Source organism: Vagococcus humatus (genome assembly GCF_003950325.1).
Classification (GTDB): Bacteria; Bacillota; Bacilli; order Lactobacillales; family Vagococcaceae; genus Vagococcus_C; species Vagococcus_C humatus.
This window is the reverse complement of record NZ_PXZH01000001.1, coordinates 504,914-522,041: the sequence shown is the minus strand read 5'-3', so window position 1 is coordinate 522,041 and position 17,128 is coordinate 504,914. Positions and strand designations below refer to the sequence as shown.

The following is a 17,128-nucleotide window of genomic DNA, read 5'->3' as shown; positions in this document are numbered from 1 at the left end:
TATTAAAAATCACTAATTTATTCTGATCACTAAAGAAATAACTAGATAAGAATGATGTTAAGGAAGGATTGTTTAAATGATTACCCGTATCGTTTTAGCAATAAGTTTAAATGCTATTATTGCCATTATTAGTTATAAAAAGAATTTTTTAACTGGAAAAGCAAGTATCGCTGCAGGACTTGTCGGCAGCTTATTTTATATTTTTGGAAATATTTCAACTTGGTTACTCTATTTAGGTCTATTTCTTTTTATCTGGGTTCAGGCTGAGATAAAAAAACATTTACCTAAAAAATATCAATTATTCTTCTACCCTACTTGGACTGTTTGGCAATTTTTAGCCTATACTTTACCTGGTCTTGGTTGTTTAGCTCTGTTTTTTTTCACAGACAATACTGCCTTTTACTTAGGAATGATCGTTTCCCTAGCTACTGCTACTGCTAATTTGTGGGCTTCTGAGATTGGGATATTAAGTAAGCACTCCCCTTTTTGTTTAGTTGGTGGACATGAAGTGGCTAAAGGTATTTCTGGTGGTGTATCTATTCTAGGTACTCTGGCTAGTTTTGTTGGAGCTTTTTTAGTCGCTTTAACTAGTGCTATTGGTATTTTCTTTCAAACTCAGCTAAATTTCTTTGGCCAGTCGATTCTGTCTATTTATTTTCTACTCGTCAGCTTTCTAGGGGTCATGGGGATGTTTTTAGATAGCTTATTAGGGGCTACCATTCAAGAGAAGTATTGGGCGGGTAAATACGTGGTAGAATACGTTACGAAACGTTTCTATAAAGGGGTTAAAGGGATGACTAATACCAAAGTAACCTTTATTACCACAAGTTTAATGGCTTTAGTCGGTATTTTACTTTCCTTACTTTTATTCCGTTAAATTAACAGGACTCATCTAATAACAATAAAAAGGTTAAGCTAAAGTTAGCTTAACCTTTTTTGATGGATAGTTACTGATAAATAGCTTTAATCGGATCCATTTTCGCTGCATTAATAGCAGGAATCACTCCGAAAATAAGCCCAATTGCAATCGACACGCCTGCAGAAATCAAGGTCATTTTCACACTTAAAATCGCTTCAATTCCAGGAATTGTTGAGATTAACTGAGAAATGCCCCAACCTAATAAAATACCAATTACCCCGCCAAGTAAGGTAATAAAGGCAGCTTCTAGTAAAAACTGTGCCATAATATTAGCAGGTTTAGCTCCAATTGCTCGTCTAATCCCAATTTCTCGTTTTCGTTCAGAAACAGACACGTACATAATGTTCATAACCCCAATTCCTCCTACTAATAGAGAAATCGCTGTAATAAAGACTAAGCCCATGACTACTTGTTGAATCATGTTTTCAACTTCTTGCCGCATTTGTTCAGAACTTTTATCTTCTTCAAAATTACCGGTTAATTCTGGATGATACTCTTTTAGCTTCTCGTTAGCTTCTTCTACAATTTGGTCTCGGTCAGTATCAGGGGCTACTTTTAATTTAATCCCATTGATACTTTTCGACTTGGATAAATTGTTAAAGGCTTTTTTAGGGATAACACTACTAAATAAATTAGGATCCATATTCATTCCCATATCATCTGGTTCATTTTTTATCCCGACAACTAAAAATTTCTCCCCGTCTACATCAATCGCACGACCAATTAATTTCTCTGGTTTATTGACCATAAGAGAAAACTTCATCGTCTGATAAGATAAAATAATTACATTACGTTCTGCATCACTAGGAATAAAATCTCGGCCGTAAGCCACTGTATTTTTACCATTACCAGGGTTAGCGATGACTTGGTCTCCTCCTAGATTATCAAAATAAGAAAGACTGACTTGGATGGACTCATCTGCTCCAAATCCATAACCGTAATCCGCAGAAATAGTCGTAATATTATCTAACTTTCGTAAGAGTTTTAAATCATTTTTAGAAAAAGCATAGGTTTCAAATTCTCCAGGTGAATCTGAGTCTTCATCCACATCTGGACGATAAATCAATCTGACAACATTAGAGCCTGTGCTATCTAACATTTTTAAACTGCTTTGTTTCATTCCTTCACCAATAGAAGAAACAGTTACTACTGCAGCAATCCCGATAATAATCCCAACCATAGTTAAAAACACCCGTAATTTATGAGCTTTTAAACTTAGGAAGGTACTTAATAGTAAATTTCTAAGCATTTAAGTACTCCTCCTCTGTTAGGAATAAACCATCTTTCATATAAATCACTCGGGTGGCATACTTCCGCATATCATTGTCATGGGTTACCATCACAATGGTTTTTCCTTGTTTGTTTAGTTCTGTCAAAATATTCATAATATCTTGCCCTGTTTCACTGTCTAAGGCGCCGGTTGGTTCATCTGCCATAATCAGCAAAGGATCATTCACTAAGGCTCTAGCAATAGCTACCCGTTGTTGTTGTCCACCTGAAAGCTCTGTGGTTTTTACATGGGTTTTATCTTCTAAACCAACTAAACTTAAATAGTGGTTAGCTAGTTCTTTTCGTTTCCCATCTTTTTTATTACCAGAGTAAACCATAGGCAATTCCACATTTTGTCTAACGTTTAAAGAGGGGATTAAGAAAAACTGTTGAAAGATAAAACCAAGATATTGATTACGTAATTTTGATTTTTCATTTTCACTTAATTTAGAAGCATCTTCCCCGTCAAATTGATAAGTACCATCTGAAATTTGATCTAGAAAACCAATAATATTCATCAAAGTAGTCTTCCCACTACCTGATTTCCCCATGATCATTAAAAATTCTCCTCGTTCAATCGTTAAATTCAAATTTTTAAGAACATGTAGCTGGTTTTTCCCCACAGGATAATACTTATTGATATCAGTTAATTCGATAAGAGGCGTTGAATGAATGTCTTGTTCTGTCATTATTTCACCTCATCATCTGTTGAGTTCGGTGTATCTCCTGTAGTTAGAATATCTCCATCTTTTAATTTTTTATCTGATTTAACGATAACTTGATCCATGGATTCTAACCCATTTAAAACAACCACTTTTTTGCCTAAAGCTTCTTTAGTCTCTTTGATTTCAATTGGTTTTTTCAAGACTGTTCCAAAATCATCCACAAACACATAAGGAGCGTCTGATTTATCAAAATGAATCGCTTCTTTTGGAATTTCAATATTCTTATCAGATAAGTTTACTGCCGCTTGCACGTGGAAACCATTTTTAATATTTTTTGGATTTTCTAAGGATAGTTTAACTGTGTAGTTGGATAAACTACTACCTCCACCATTCATTCCCCCAGCTTCCCCAGGAGCAGCTCCTGAATCTGGTAATTCAGACACATAAGTAATTTTACCTTTTAAGCTTTGGTTGGTTGAAATAGTTTTAATATCTGCATCTTGCCCTGTCTTGATTTTAGTAACATCTTTTTCGTTAACCGTTCCTACAACATAAAACTCTTCTGAAATAAGATTTAAAATAGCGCTATCTCGGTTTTTATCTTGTGGAATAGATACTTTTCCTGTAAACGGTGCTACCACTTTATTAACTTGACGCTCGTAAATTTCGTTTAGCTGTTGGTTCATTTGGCTAATGTTCATATCCATGCCACTAATGTCATATTTCAGTTCAATTTCTTCTCTAGCTAACTGTAGGTTTGGTTGAGGTGCTTCCTCCCCTTCTTCCTTAGATTGTCCTCCTTGGTTTAACTGAGTTAGCTCTAGCTGTTTCTGCCGAATGGCTTTTTCTTTTTCCGCTTGAGCTCGTTGGATATTCATTTTCATTTCGGCAATTTCTTTGTCACTTGTAGGATCTACATATTGGTAAAGAACGGTTCCCTCTTTAACCACATCCCCATTTTTAACTTGTAAATCACCTAATTTACCTAATGTTTGATCTTTGACAAATTCTTGAGATTTAACTGGGGTAATGGTTCCGTTAATAAAGACTTGGTCCACCCCATCAATATTATAATACTCAATGTTATTCTCATCTTTAGCTGCTTGTTCTTTTGGTTTTGATTGATGTTTAACTAGATAAATACCACACCCTAAAACTAGCACACTAATAATTCCTATAATTATCTTTGTTCTTTTTTTCACTCCCGTAATCTCCTTTACAAAATGATAACATTTCTATGACTCTTTCATGTTATCAAATATAGACTGGGAGTTACATAGGTCTCAAGTCTTATTTTGTTTACCTAACAAGTAACGACACTTATTTTTAGCCGTTTGCCAAGTGTGTTTCAGTTTATCTGAAAGTCCCTGATTGTGTTTATTCAAGTCAGAAAAATCCCCATCAATCCCATCAATGTTCATCACATTCACAAATTGTACCCACATCTTTTGTTGATTTTTTTTGATAAGTAACTGGGAACAGTCTTCTTTTTTGCGGTAAAATTGCACGCTATCAGCATCCAGTTCACCGATTAACATTTCAAAGGGAAAGCTGTTTAAGCTTTCTTCTGGAATATAAAACCGTAAAATAGGTTGATAGTCTTCTAATTTGTTGTCTTTAAAAGAAAAGGGAAAATACTGATGGATATAAAAAGTAAAAGCTTCCACTCCTTGGTCAATCATCAAACTAGGATCGATAATCATGTAAGAATACATCCGTTTTTGCTCATCATCTTGCCAAGGAAAATAAGCTTTGGAATTTAGCTTGCCAAAAACACCAGATTCAGAATAAGCTCCTGTTTTCATATTTGAAATTCTCGTAAAAAAGTAGGTAGCTTGATTTTTTCCTACTGGTTGTAAATAATTATTTTGATATTGAATCATTCTAATTTGATCAGGACTTCTAAAAAATTCAGCATAAGGCTCTCTTAAAACCCCTACCCCGTTATCCCATTCTAAGCGGTCAAAACCTAACTGATCTCGAAACATTCGCTGAAAATCTAAGTTGGCTGCCAAATGCCAGTCAAGAGGGTTTTCATGTAGGGTAATACGAATAACCCCGTTACTTAATTCGGTTAAATCATTCACTTGTTGTACATCTAAAAAAGCTTGTTTAGGAATCCACTGACCGTACACCGGACTAAACCACATTTTCCAACAAGAAGTAAAAATTAACCCATGATACTGACAATCATATCCTGCTAATTGGCTACAATCCACCACTTGTTCATGAAGGGTGTTATACATTAGCGGCGGATATTTAGGGTGATTAATAGCCAGTGTTTGTCTGTCTTGTAAGGACAGTAAGTTATGACTTAAAAATTCCTGCATATCTCGGATATAAGCGTAAACTCCTTTTTGACACATTTTTTCGTCAAAAAAGTTTTCAATAATAAGCTGATAAGCTGTAAATATCTCGTAGGTAATGGTAAACATCATATGAATAGAGCCGTGAAACACTTTGAGAACTAAGTCGCCACCAGGTCCTTTTAAAATTAAGGATTGAAAAGGGGTGTCTGTTTTTAATGAAAAATTAGCTAAAATAGTGGCAATCTCTTCTTTTTTATACAGATGAGAATCGGTCATATCTTCTCCTACTAAATAACTTTCAGGTTCCATTAAAATACGACACAAACTAAACCAGTCATCTAACTGTTGACGAAAACTTTCTTCCGTCTCCAAATGAGCCAGTTGCATGAGACAATAAATGGTGTGTGCTTGTTCTTTTGTTGGCATGTTGGTGGCCTCCTTACCTTTATTATAACGTAAAAGGTACTCAATCTGAAATAAAGACAATAGCTACGGACAACAAGTAAAACAGGTTTCATTCATGACAAAGATGACAAACGATTCAAAAGGTTTTATAATAGATTAAAGTCATTAAATAGACTGTTTTATAAGACGCTTATAATTACATTGTACACTATTTCTAAAAAAAATTACATAACGGAGGTAAAAAAATGGGATTAACTTATAAAAAAACAGACAAACTTGAAAAAATGTTAGAAGACTTTATTGTATTGCCAGAAGATAAAGAGGTTAAACAGACTGAAGCTCAAAAAGAAGCAGAAAAATTTTTGAAAAAAGAACAAGAAGTTTTAGAGAATAAAAAAGAAAGAAAACAAAAATAGGCTTTTTGCTATTTTTGTTTTCTTTCTTTTACTAATCTTAGACCTAAATCCCAAATAATTAATCCACCTGCAATAGCACCTGCTAAAGACAGCATACGAATACTGTAGTAGGTTGCTTGATTATAACGACCAATAATTAATGAGTAAGTCATTTGATAAGAAACGGCTCCTGGTACTAATGCCACAATGCCTGGAATGTTATACATAGTAGAAGGTTTTTTTCTTATAACAGCAAACCAATAACTCAACCCAGCAATCGTTAATGAGCCTAAAAAAGTGGCTAATGTCACATTTATTTGGCATTCTAAGGCAATCCAATAAATAAACCAGCCCCCCATACCGCTTAATCCGCTATAAACTAATTCCTTTTTTGGAACTAACTGGATCATACCAAAACCTACCGACGTTAAAAAACTTAACACAAGTTGTTCAACTAATTTCAATCCCCATCCTAACATGTTCTTCTCCTTACTACTTATTCCTTTGATTAGTGCATAAAACTAAAGGCTATAGCAATCCCTGCCCCTATCATTAAAGCCACAATCAACGCTTCAACTGCTCTTGAAATTCCTGCTAACATATGACCTGCTTGTAAGTCTCTCACTGCATTGGTAATAGCTACCCCTGGCACTAGCGGCATGATACTTCCGATAATCATGTGATCTAACGAATGAGCAATCCCTATATCCACACAAAGAAAAGCCAACACCCCGAGAATAATAGAAGCCACTAATTCATTGATAAATTTCAAATTCAGCCGCTGTTCACACCAATCATAAGCTCCGTATCCGCCAGCTCCAACTAAACAAGTCGCTAAAAAGTCTGGCCAAGTTCCACCTAACATGACCATTAAACAGCCACTGACAATCGCTGCACTGATAATTTTAGATACTCTAGACCGGTAACTTTTCGCCTGATCTAAGATGACTAAACACGTATTTAAATCTTGTAGACTTAGTTTATTTTCAGCAAAAGCCCGAGAATAAGTGTTGACTTTCGCAATTTTACCAAGATTGGTTGTCCGTTCCTCAATCCGCTGCATTTGCACATCTTTTGTGCTCTGTAGTCCCATTAGTACAACAGTTTGAGTCACAAAGCTTGTGCCCACTTCTTCTCCGTAACTTGCAGCAATTCGGTTCATGGTATCTTCCACTCGGCTCATTTCTGCTCCGTTTTCTAGCATAATTTTACCAGCTAAGACGCAGGTTTCTAATAAAAATTCTGTTCGTTCCATCACTATCTGTCTCCCTAATCTCTATCATGCTTCATTATAATAAACCTATGAGAAAAATCCAACGATAACCTAACTAAATGAAAGCTTTTTAATACTCAAACGCTCAGTTGGGCAAATAAAAAAAGCCAGATACAAGTATCTGACTTTTTTCGTTAATCTTGTGTTGGAAACCGTTGCTCCAACATTTGGATATTACTTGTTGCAATGTCTTCAAAAGGAATATTCGCCCATTCAGCAATTTGCGAGACATACCATAAAACGTCTCCTAATTCCTTGATTAATTCTTCTTTAGGCATATCATAATTTTTGAAGGTATAATTTTGAATAAGTCTTAAAACTTCCCCTGATTCACTGGCTAAACCAAGAGCACAATTCGTTAAAACTTGCTCGTTTCCGTAACGTAGTGTCCGATTAGCTAAAGATTGATAGTCATTAAACTCCATGTCACAAACACTCCTTTTTTATTCTCCAAGATAAGGTTCAATTGCTTGCCAAGCTTGGTCTTTTCCCATTTTAGTTTCAGAAGAAAAGACAATAAAATCATCTTCTGCATCAAAGTGCAAGGCTTTTTTTATCATCCCCTCATGTTTATTCCATTTACTTTTAGGAATTTTATCTGCTTTGGTAGCTACTACAATGGCGGGCATGCCGTAATACTTTAAAAATTCATACATTTGAATATCGTCTTGACTCGGTTCATGACGAAAATCCACAACACAAATGACGGCTTGTAGCTGTTCTCTTTCAGTTAGATAAGTCTCAATCATCTTTCCCCAACGAGCTCGTTCCACTTTGGATACTTTTGCATAACCATATCCTGGTACATCCACAAAATGGAAGGCATTTTCAATCAAATAAAAGTTTAGAGTTTGGGTTTTTCCAGGTTTACTAGAAGTTCTAGCTAAATTTTTCCGATTGATTAAGGTATTAATAAATGAGGACTTGCCAACATTAGAGCGTCCAGCTAAGGCAATTTCTGGGATTTTTGTATCAGGATACTGTTTTGGTGAAACAGCACTGATCACGATTTCTGCTTGATGAACATTCATTCTCTTCACCCTTTCATACTTGTTTTATTTTAGCACAGAGATTTTTGATAAACTAGCCTTGACTTTTAAAGTTTTACCTAAAAAAAAGACTTGTAAGAAATTTCTTACAAGTCTTTTAAAAGAAGACGAGTTTTAAGCTTAACTAACTTTTTTATCATCATTTAATTCAATGGTAGGATGATCCTCATTGATGACTGTTTTTTCAGTGACTGTCACTTTTTGGACATCTTCCCGCATAGGAACTTCAAACATAATGTCCATCATAATGTGTTCAATGATAGAACGTAGTCCTCTGGCTCCTGTATTTCGCTCAATCGCTTCTTTAGCAATAGCTTTTAAAGCTTCTTTAGTAAAGGTCAACTCCACATCATCTAACTCTAACAATTTTTGATATTGTTTAACTAAAGCATTTTTCGGTTCAGTTAAGATACGAACCAAATCTTCTTCGGTTAATTTTTCTAGAGCTGCCATGACAGGTAATCGACCAATAAATTCAGGAATTAATCCAAATTTAAGTAAGTCTTCTGGGATGATTTCTTGCATAATGCTTGTTTCTTCATCCAATTTTTTACTAGACTTACCGAAACCAATCACTTTTTCACCGAGACGTTCTTTAACGATGGTTTCAATGCCATCGAAAGCTCCGCCTACAATAAACAAGATATTGGTGGTATCAATTTGAATAAATTCTTGTTGAGGATGTTTTCTTCCTCCTTGGGGTGGTACACTGGCTACTGTTCCTTCTAAAATTTTCAGTAAGGCTTGCTGTACTCCTTCACCGGAAACATCCCGAGTAATAGAGACATTTTCACTCTTACGCGCAATTTTATCAATTTCATCAATGTAGATAATTCCTTTTTGGGCTCTTTCTACATTGTAATCAGCAGACTGTAGAAGTTTGAGTAAAATATTTTCAACATCTTCCCCTACATAACCAGCTTCTGTTAAACTAGTTGCATCAGCAATAGCAAAGGGAACATTTAATGTTCTAGCTAAAGTTTGTGCTAAAAATGTTTTACCAGACCCAGTTGGCCCAATTAAACAAATATTACTTTTTTGAAGTTCAACCCCATCGGTTTCTTCGCTTGTTTCTAAATGGCTCACTCGTTTGTAGTGATTGTATACTGCAACGGAAAGAATGCGTTTAGCTCTTTCTTGACCGATAACATATTCATTTAGGATATTAACAATTTCGTTAGGTTTTGGTACTTCAGTAAAGTCTTCAATTGTTTCATCATAGACTTCTTCATCTATGATTTCTTTACATAGGTCGACACACTCATTACAAATGTAAACCCCGGGACCTGCTACTAACTTACGGACTTCATCTTGGGATTTCCCACAAAATGAACAGCGTACAGTTCCGCCATTTGTTAGACCATCATACATATTACAACCTCCTATAGGATCGTCTGGTATAAATCTAAATCTTTTGCTACCATCCATCATCAATATGGTAACACAAAAACTTTCAGATGTAATTAATAATGTTTTTACCTAGTCGGTTTTTAAAATAACTAGGTAAATCAGTTAAAAAAAGGCAAAGGTGCTAACGTGCACCTTCGCCTTTTTTTATTCTCATAAGCGAGACGTTTATGCTTCTTTAGCTGTATCAGTAATAACGTCTAGTGCTTTTTTCATAACGATATCATGACTTAACATGTCGTTAGTTAATACATTACGAACTGCTGATGCTTCCATGTTATAAGAAGCAGCTAATTCGTCGATTTCTTTGTTGATTTCTTCTTCTGTTGCTTCAAATTTTTCAGCAGCAGCGATTGCTTCAACAACTAAGTTTGTTTTCACACGGCTTTCAGCTTCACCTTCAAATTGTTGGTGTAAGTCAGCTTCAGTTGTGCCAGTTAATTGATAGTATAATTCTGGAGAAATACCTTGACGTTGCATATTTCCTAAGAATTCTTCCATACCGCGGTGTACTTCGTCATGGATCATAACTTCTGGTAAGTCCACGATTTCAGCATTTTCAACGGCTTGTTTGATTGCTTCAGCTTGAGCAGCTTCGTCAGCTTGGCTTGTTTTTGTTTCTTCTAATTCTTTACGAATTTTTTCTTTTAATTCAGCTAAAGTTTCAACTTCATCGTCAATGTCTTTAGCAAGTTCGTCATCTAATTCAGGAACTTCTTTGCCTTTAACTTCATGAACAGTTACAGCAAAAACAGCTTCTGCGCCTGCTAAATCTTCTGCATGATATTCTTCAGGGAAAGTTACTTTAACTTCCACTTTGTCGCCAGCTTTTGCGCCAACTAATTGTTCTTCAAAGCCAGGAATGAATGAACCTGAACCTAATTCTAATGAATAGTTGTCAGCAGAGCCACCTTCAAAGGCAACACCGTCTTTTGTTCCAACGTAATCAATAACAACAGTGTCACCATTTTCAGCAGGAGCGTCTTCTTTTAAGACTAATTCTGCTAAGTTTTGGCGTTTTTGTTCTAATGAAGCATCTACGTCTTCTTCTGTTACTTCACGGTCTTGTTTAGCGATAGTTAAGTTTTTGTATTCGCCTAATTTAACTTCAGGTTTAACAAAAACTTCTGCTTCGATAACCCAGTTTTGACCTTTTTCAGTGCTTTTAAGATCAATTTTTGGTTGAGCTACAGGATCGATTCCTGCTTCTTCCACTGCTTTTGAATAAGCTTCAGGTAAGACTGCATTGATTGCATCTTCATAAAGACTTTCTTCTCCGTACATTTTGTCAAACATTTGACGACTGATTTTACCTTTACGGAATCCAGGTACTGAAATATTTTTTTTCACTTTGTTAAAAGTTGTTGTTAAAGCTTTTTCAATTACATCTGATTCAACTTCAAATGTTAAAATTCCATCGTTTGTTCCTTTTTTTTCCCATTTGGCTGTCATTTATTATTCCCTCCAGAAACTTCTGTTTTTTCACAATTGTTTCAATTGCATACCTTACAATAGTACACTAAGAAGTCCGAATTGTAAACATTTATACTTGATATTTATCCCTTTTTACTAGGTTAATTTAGCTAGATCCCTAGCCAGATATTTTGAAGAGTGGTAATCAATTCCTCATATTCCTGGATTTCTTCTGTTGTTCCCTGTAAAGAACTATCTATCATAAGATAACGAGAAACAAATAACTGAATGAATAGTTGACTGTTTTTTATCCGTAAATCAGGATAAGGATACAGGATAGTAGTAAAGAAAAATAATTCTGCCTGCAGTTGTTTTTGCATGTCTTCCCCTACATGTGTCAACTCTTCTAATAAATACCGGTTTAATTCTTTGGTGACTGCTAAGTCTTGAATCATGTTTAACTTGTTTAAGGCGACTACTTGTTTGGTCTGGTCATACTCTAAATAAACTAAGTCACCTGCTACTTGATCTGAAATAAACAGCCAGTACTCTAATAAGCCTTTTCTCACAAAAGGATGAACAGAGGGAGAAGTTAAATAAGGAGTCAATTCTTTTATAAACCAAGAACTAGGCAAACATTCGGCTTGGTTGATCCCTTTTATTTGACTAGCTAAGTCAGATTGACTGAACTGTTGCTGAATATCTTTTACTAAACTGGTTAATTCTAAGCCTTGATACAAGTTAGCGTAATCTTCCCCTACTTGAATCATAGTTAAACAAGCAAGATAATCCTCTTGGCTAGCCTTAGCTAAGTAAAGCTGCTTTCTAGCCTCCATAAACCGTCCTTCTCCAACTAACACCTGAATAAATAAGGAAAGTCCAACAGAGTCTTTAAGGTACTCCATTGGACGTTCTTTAATATAGGAGCGAGCTTCTGAATAACGTTTTAACGCCAGTAAGCAGGTAACCGCTTCTTGATGAACTGCTAAAGGCTGTTGGTAAGATAAGGCTTGTTCGTAATAATCTAAGGCTTTCTCGTACTGAGCTTCATCCTTGGCCTCTTTAGCTAAAGCTAGAAAACCTGCATAATTATGTGGAAAGGGAATTGTTTCTCCCATAAAACCGCTCCTTTTTACTTCATTTTATGTTATGAAAAAAGCTTAAAGGATAAAATATCCCCTAAGCTTTTATTATTTAGCCTTGCAATAATTCGTAAATCTCCATTGCAACTAAATCAATGTCATCGAATTGATAACTTTGGCGTGTGTCTGATTCAGTGAGCTCAAAAGTTTCAGTAGATGGATCATAGCTAACTAGACATCTTTCTTGTCCTTCGCGTTCAAAACGACGAACCTGAACTTCTGCATCTGTTGTTTCAACCATAGCCACTAATCGTTTAATGATGGCAACTAACTGTGAATGTGTCATCGAACAAGCCTCCTTATGTTTCACTTTCTGTTACATTGTATCAGACAATGTTTCCCCTGCATACTCATTTTACCTAATTTTTTGTTTTTTTTAGTTAACTTTAAGATTTTTATAAATCTAGTCTTCCTCATCCCACCATAGTTTAATTAAGGCTTGTGTACCATCGTTTTCATAACCTCGGTTAGCTAAAACATCATACAGCTCTTTGGCTTTTTTCGTTGCAGGAAGACTAATCCCCATCTTATCCCCTTCATCTAGGGCTATTTTTAAGTCTTTGATAAAGTGTTTAACAAAGAAGCCTGGTGAATAATCCTCCTTTAAAATACGAGGAGCATAGTTGGCTAAAGACCAGTTAGCTGCACTTCCTCCTCCAACGGTTTGAATGACTTTCTCTAAATCTAATCCTGCTCGTTCTGCATAGACTAATAATTCAGTCATACCTGTCATTGTTCCAGCAATCATAATTTGGTTAGCCATTTTAGTATGCTGACCTGCTCCCGCTTCACCTTGGCGCATAATGGTTGTACCAAAATGTTGGAAAATAGGTAGAATTTGTTGATAAACTTCTTCCTCTCCTCCTACCATAATGGTCAAGGTGCCTTTTTTAGCTCCTAAATCTCCACCAGAAACAGGGGCGTCTAAACTCGCTCCTCCTTGTTCTTTAGCTGTTTGATATAATTGTTTTGCTAAGGTAGGGGTACTGGTTGTCATATCTACAACAATTTTTCCTGTTATATCTGCTTGAAAAATTCCGGTTTCACCGTAATAAATATCTTCTACGTCTTTAGGATAGCCTACCATAGAAAAAATAACATCTGCTTGTTCTGCCACTTTCTCAGGTGTCTCTTGCCAAGTAGCACCTAACTCCACTAATTCATCTGTTTTAGCTTGGGTGCGGTTATACACATGAACAGGATAGTCTGCCTGTAATAAATGTTTGACAATCGCTGCTCCCATTACTCCTGTGCCAATAAAACCAATGCTTGTCATATGATTCCCTCCATCTTTTAGTTTCTTAATTAAGTATACCGTTTCTGAAAAAAATACACAAAAAAAGAAGCAAGAAATCCCTTGCTTCTTAATCATTTATTTAAGAGTTATTCTGTCACTAGACAGTTGTTTAGCTGAATAGGTGTCTGTTATTTCCTGACTTCCTTCAGGTAATGGCTTCATAAAAGAAGCAATCAAACCTAAGAAAATACCAAAATAATGGGTGACTAAGCGCCACAAAACAATCGCCACTACTAGTTGGCTAGTTTTCGTTCCCATAAAGGTCCCAAACAACAAAGAAAAACTATACTCTGCCCCTCCTGCTCCTCCTGGCACTGGAAACAAGGAGATGACTAAAATAATAAAGGCATGAAGCACAATAATCTGCATGATATTTAGCTGAGTGAGTCCTAAACTTTTTAAGATAAAATAAGGAACAGTATAGTAACAGACTAATTGAAGAAAGGTTAAAGAAAATGTCCGTGCCATTAACTTTTTTTGTCTGCGCATATACTGACTTTCGTAATAAAAGTTCAGCATTTTTTCTTCTGTTACCTTTGCTAAGTGCTGTTTTTTAGCTGGTGAGGTAAATTTACCCACTAACTTAATGGCTAATTGAACCAAGCGATTGGTTAAAGGATAACAATACATTAACAGTAGTAACCCAATAACTACCACTAAATTAATTAAAAAGCCTAAGAGGACAAGGTAAGATAAACTGGTCACTTCATTAGCTACCCAGCGATACCCAAATAGTAAGCAAGCAATAAAGTTTAAGACAATCATAATTTGATAGGTAACAAACTTCATTAAACAAACAGATCCAGCTACACCTGGATCAACGCCAGACCTAGCTAAGGTAATCAACTGAGCAGGCTGGCCTCCAGTTGAAAATGGGGTAATAGCATTAAATACATGCTCAATTAACGGGATACGAACAGCACTGCGAAAACTAAAATCACCGTGCTGCCGTTTCAGTAAGCCTTGTAAAATTTTCCCTTCAATTCCCCAATGGACTAGCATACACAAAAAAGCTACTCCTAACCAACCTAAATGTAGTTGGCTTAATTCTTGATAAAAGGCTGCCCCACTTGTTTGTCTGATTTCCCAGTACAATGCGCCAAAGCCTAAACTTAACGCAACAAATAAATAGATACGGTTTTTTACATCCATAGGTTTCCTCCTATGGTTCCTTTTTACTAAAGGGTCTAAAAGCATGGGAGGAGTTTTTAGGCTCAATAGGTTTCATTTTATACCGTTCATGAAACGTGATAGCTTCTAAGTAAAATTGCTCGACTTTTCTACCAAATCTTTCACTGGAAATTTCATAAAGTTTTGCTTGTCTAAGTCGTTCGTCCTCTTGAATATCTTTTCTAACATACTCAATAAATGTATCAGCAAAGGCTTCATCTGTTTTAAAGCAACTACCAAAAATTTCTGAAGTAATTAAGCTATCTAAATAAGGACTGCCTTTAACCACAACAGGTAGTTCTGAAGCTAGAGCTTCTAAATAGGTTAACCCTTGAGATTCAGAATCTGAAGCACAGACAAAATAATCAGCTTGCCGGTAAAACTGGTTGACTTGCTGATTGTCCACCGCCCCAACAAAGTTAACATAATCAGAAATATGTAAACTTTTAGCTAACTCTTCTAATTCTGCTCGGTAAGGACCGTCTCCTACCACTAATAATTTAGCTTGAGGAAAGGTCTGAATAATTTTAGGCATGCCTGTTAAGATACCTTGAATATTTTTTTCATAAGACAAACGGCTAAGGGAAAGGAGTAGCATGTCCTCTTCTTTTAATTGATAAGTTTCTCGAATGTTTATTTTTTCTAAATCAATAGGCTGCTGATAGTGAGCTAAGTCCACGCCAGTTGGGATAATCGCTTTAGGGACTGTAATGTTATAACTATTTAGTGTGTCTACCACTCGTTGACTAGGACAAACAATCCCACTGAAATGGCGACAAAAAGCTTTAGAAGCTTGTCTAACATGGTGAGGTTTAATTAATTTACCTTTAGCAATATAGTGAAGATAGTCCTCATACATAGTGTGATACGTATGAATGGCTGGAATATCTAAATGTTTTGCTGTTTGCTTACCTAAAAAACCAGCACCAAATTCTGTATGGGTATGAATAATATCTAACTCTAATTCTTTGGCTGTTTCATAAGCGTCTAGCATCCCACTCACCACAATTCGCCGATCTTTAAACGAAATAAAAGGAATACTAGGCATCCTAACAATATCTGACTCCTGTTCTTCCGCATGAGGATCTGTTGTAGTAAAAATCACTACTTCATGCCCTCTTTTTTCTAATTCACTCTTTAAAGTCCGAATAGATGTTGCCACCCCACTAATTTGTGGGAAATACGTATCTGTATAAAAACCAATTTTCACTTTGTTTAACCTCCAACACAGCCTTCTTTGTTTTTGCTCATCCTTTAAACAAAAACTGGCTGTTCAACCTTCTATTAAATCTTGTCTAATGCCTAACCCTTGTCTTAGATTTGAATGGAATCTAAGGGTTCGAACTCGGATGTCTGCTGCACTAATTCATAAATTTGTTTTAACTCTTGGCCAACAGACTCAATACTTTTATCTTGCACAAACTGATAACCCGCTTGTTTGGTATCTGGTAAATGCCCTTCTAAAACCCCAGTGATGATTTCTTTAAATGCCTGATTGTCCTGCCCTTTATAACAATGTAGTTGATCTGTTAAACCAGCGTAAACAGGAATATCTCGAATTAAAATAGTTTGCTGGCTAGCTAAAGCTTCCAACACAACAATGCCTTCTGTTTCTTCATAAGAAGGGAAAAAGAATAAATCACTTGCTGAGTAAGCTCCCTCAATGATATCTCCTTTAATATAGCCTGGAAACACAACATTTTTAGGATGATCCTTTGTTACAACTTGTCTAATTTCACTAGGAATCGACCACATAGGCGTGTGGCCAAACCAAATAAAACGGTACTCAGGTAGGGATTTAGCTACTTCAACAAAATCTAAGATACCTTTACGGTTAAAGAAAAGTCCTACACAAATCACTACTTTTTCATCTGGTTTTATTTGAAAATACTCTTTAAACTGTTGCTCTTTTTGAGGATTAGGTTGATATTTTTCCATGTCTACTCCATTAGACACTGCAAAAATAGGTAGGGTTAAGCCATAACCTTCTAATAATTTTTTTGAATACGCAGAAGGAGTAATTACAACATCTGCCATTGAGTACAGCCTAATTAAGCGTCTTTTTACAAAAGGCGCTAATTGATTGGATCCAATAAATGAATTTCTAAAATCTTCTTCTGTGGAATGTGCGTGATAAATCACTTTTTTCCCCATTTTACGTGCTCGTTTAACCATACGTGTACTGTTCAAACTATAAGTATTAATATGTAAAATATCATAATCCGTACAATGGGGATCAGTGGTATAGTCTATCCCTACTTCAGTCAACGCTCTTTTTTGATGCTCCAAAGCTCGACCAATCCCTGACTGAGCTAACCATTTAGCGTCTTCGAAGTACAGTAAAACTTTCATTTCCTATAGCCTCCTAAATCCATAACCGGATGTGTTTCTTATCGATAGCAAAACATAACTCCA

Annotated in this window: 18 protein-coding genes; 2 read left to right on the top strand and 16 right to left on the bottom strand. The window is 35.8% G+C overall.

What is annotated here, in order from left to right; all coding sequences use genetic code 11:
- The first annotated feature begins 76 nt into the window (after positions 1–76).
- A complete protein-coding gene (locus C7P63_RS02460) occupies positions 77–877 on the top strand; it encodes a DUF92 domain-containing protein (RefSeq protein WP_125942574.1) in 801 nt (266 codons plus the stop codon).
- A 70-nt stretch (positions 878–947) separates the two neighbouring features.
- On the opposite strand, the gene C7P63_RS02455 is transcribed toward C7P63_RS02460, so the two are convergent.
- The 4 genes from C7P63_RS02455 to C7P63_RS02440 form a co-directional block, all read right to left on the bottom strand.
- Positions 948–2,168 carry an ABC transporter permease gene (locus C7P63_RS02455; RefSeq protein WP_125942573.1) on the bottom strand — a complete coding sequence of 407 codons (1,221 nt, stop codon included), beginning with the start codon at positions 2,166–2,168 and terminating at the stop codon, positions 948–950.
- On the bottom strand, positions 2,161–2,877 hold the full coding sequence (locus C7P63_RS02450; protein WP_125942572.1) for an ABC transporter ATP-binding protein: 717 nt from the start codon (positions 2,875–2,877) through the stop codon (positions 2,161–2,163). The genes C7P63_RS02455 and C7P63_RS02450 overlap by 8 nt, the downstream gene beginning before the upstream one ends.
- The gene (locus C7P63_RS02445; protein WP_125942571.1) at positions 2,877–4,055 is read right to left on the bottom strand and encodes an efflux RND transporter periplasmic adaptor subunit; all 1,179 of its coding nucleotides are present in this window, start codon (positions 4,053–4,055) and stop codon (positions 2,877–2,879) included. Before C7P63_RS02445 ends, C7P63_RS02450 begins: the two co-directional genes overlap by 1 nt.
- An 81-nt stretch (positions 4,056–4,136) precedes the next feature.
- Positions 4,137–5,588 carry a hypothetical protein gene (locus C7P63_RS02440; protein WP_125942570.1) on the bottom strand — a complete coding sequence of 484 codons (1,452 nt, stop codon included), beginning with the start codon at positions 5,586–5,588 and terminating at the stop codon, positions 4,137–4,139.
- Between the two features lie 224 nt (positions 5,589–5,812).
- Here C7P63_RS02440 and C7P63_RS10250 point away from each other — a divergent pair, with 224 nt between their 5' ends.
- On the top strand, positions 5,813–5,983 hold the full coding sequence (locus tag C7P63_RS10250; RefSeq protein ID WP_165863728.1) for an SPJ_0845 family protein: 171 nt from the start codon (positions 5,813–5,815) through the stop codon (positions 5,981–5,983).
- An 8-nt stretch (positions 5,984–5,991) separates the two neighbouring features.
- On the opposite strand, the gene C7P63_RS02435 is transcribed toward C7P63_RS10250, so the two are convergent.
- The 12 genes from C7P63_RS02435 to C7P63_RS02380 form a co-directional block, all read right to left on the bottom strand.
- Positions 5,992–6,441: a threonine/serine exporter family protein gene (locus C7P63_RS02435; protein ID WP_125942569.1), complete on the bottom strand. Its 450-nt coding sequence runs from the start codon at positions 6,439–6,441 to the stop codon at positions 5,992–5,994.
- A gap of 29 nt (positions 6,442–6,470) precedes the next feature.
- On the bottom strand, positions 6,471–7,217 hold the full coding sequence (locus tag C7P63_RS02430; protein WP_243640784.1) for a threonine/serine exporter family protein: 747 nt from the start codon (positions 7,215–7,217) through the stop codon (positions 6,471–6,473).
- 152 nt (positions 7,218–7,369) lie between these two features.
- A complete protein-coding gene (locus C7P63_RS02425) occupies positions 7,370–7,660 on the bottom strand; it encodes a nucleoside triphosphate pyrophosphohydrolase family protein (RefSeq protein WP_125942567.1) in 291 nt (96 codons plus the stop codon).
- Positions 7,661–7,678: 18 nt separating this feature from the next.
- Positions 7,679–8,266, bottom strand: coding sequence for a ribosome biogenesis GTP-binding protein YihA/YsxC (yihA, locus tag C7P63_RS02420; RefSeq protein ID WP_125942566.1), 588 nt, complete (start codon positions 8,264–8,266; stop codon positions 7,679–7,681).
- A 138-nt stretch (positions 8,267–8,404) separates the two neighbouring features.
- Positions 8,405–9,655 carry an ATP-dependent Clp protease ATP-binding subunit ClpX gene (clpX, locus tag C7P63_RS02415; protein ID WP_125942565.1) on the bottom strand — a complete coding sequence of 417 codons (1,251 nt, stop codon included), beginning with the start codon at positions 9,653–9,655 and terminating at the stop codon, positions 8,405–8,407.
- A 204-nt stretch (positions 9,656–9,859) separates the two neighbouring features.
- Entirely contained in the window at positions 9,860–11,143 is a 1,284-nt protein-coding gene (gene tig, locus C7P63_RS02410) for a trigger factor (RefSeq protein ID WP_125942564.1), read from the bottom strand.
- Positions 11,144–11,274: 131 nt separating this feature from the next.
- Positions 11,275–12,222: a hypothetical protein gene (locus C7P63_RS02405; RefSeq protein ID WP_125942563.1), complete on the bottom strand. Its 948-nt coding sequence runs from the start codon at positions 12,220–12,222 to the stop codon at positions 11,275–11,277.
- A 76-nt stretch (positions 12,223–12,298) separates the two neighbouring features.
- Positions 12,299–12,532 carry a YkuJ family protein gene (locus C7P63_RS02400; RefSeq protein ID WP_125942562.1) on the bottom strand — a complete coding sequence of 78 codons (234 nt, stop codon included), beginning with the start codon at positions 12,530–12,532 and terminating at the stop codon, positions 12,299–12,301.
- 117 nt (positions 12,533–12,649) lie between these two features.
- A complete protein-coding gene (locus tag C7P63_RS02395; RefSeq protein ID WP_125942561.1) occupies positions 12,650–13,522 on the bottom strand; it encodes an NAD(P)-dependent oxidoreductase in 873 nt (290 codons plus the stop codon).
- 96 nt (positions 13,523–13,618) lie between these two features.
- A complete protein-coding gene (locus C7P63_RS02390) occupies positions 13,619–14,695 on the bottom strand; it encodes a lysylphosphatidylglycerol synthase transmembrane domain-containing protein (RefSeq protein ID WP_125942560.1) in 1,077 nt (358 codons plus the stop codon).
- A gap of 10 nt (positions 14,696–14,705) precedes the next feature.
- On the bottom strand, positions 14,706–15,923 hold the full coding sequence (locus C7P63_RS02385) for a glycosyltransferase family 4 protein (protein ID WP_125942559.1): 1,218 nt from the start codon (positions 15,921–15,923) through the stop codon (positions 14,706–14,708).
- 104 nt (positions 15,924–16,027) lie between these two features.
- A complete protein-coding gene (locus C7P63_RS02380; protein ID WP_125942558.1) occupies positions 16,028–17,065 on the bottom strand; it encodes an LTA glycolipid anchor biosynthesis glycosyltransferase, IagA/BgsA family in 1,038 nt (345 codons plus the stop codon).
- Positions 17,066–17,128 lie beyond the last annotated feature (63 nt).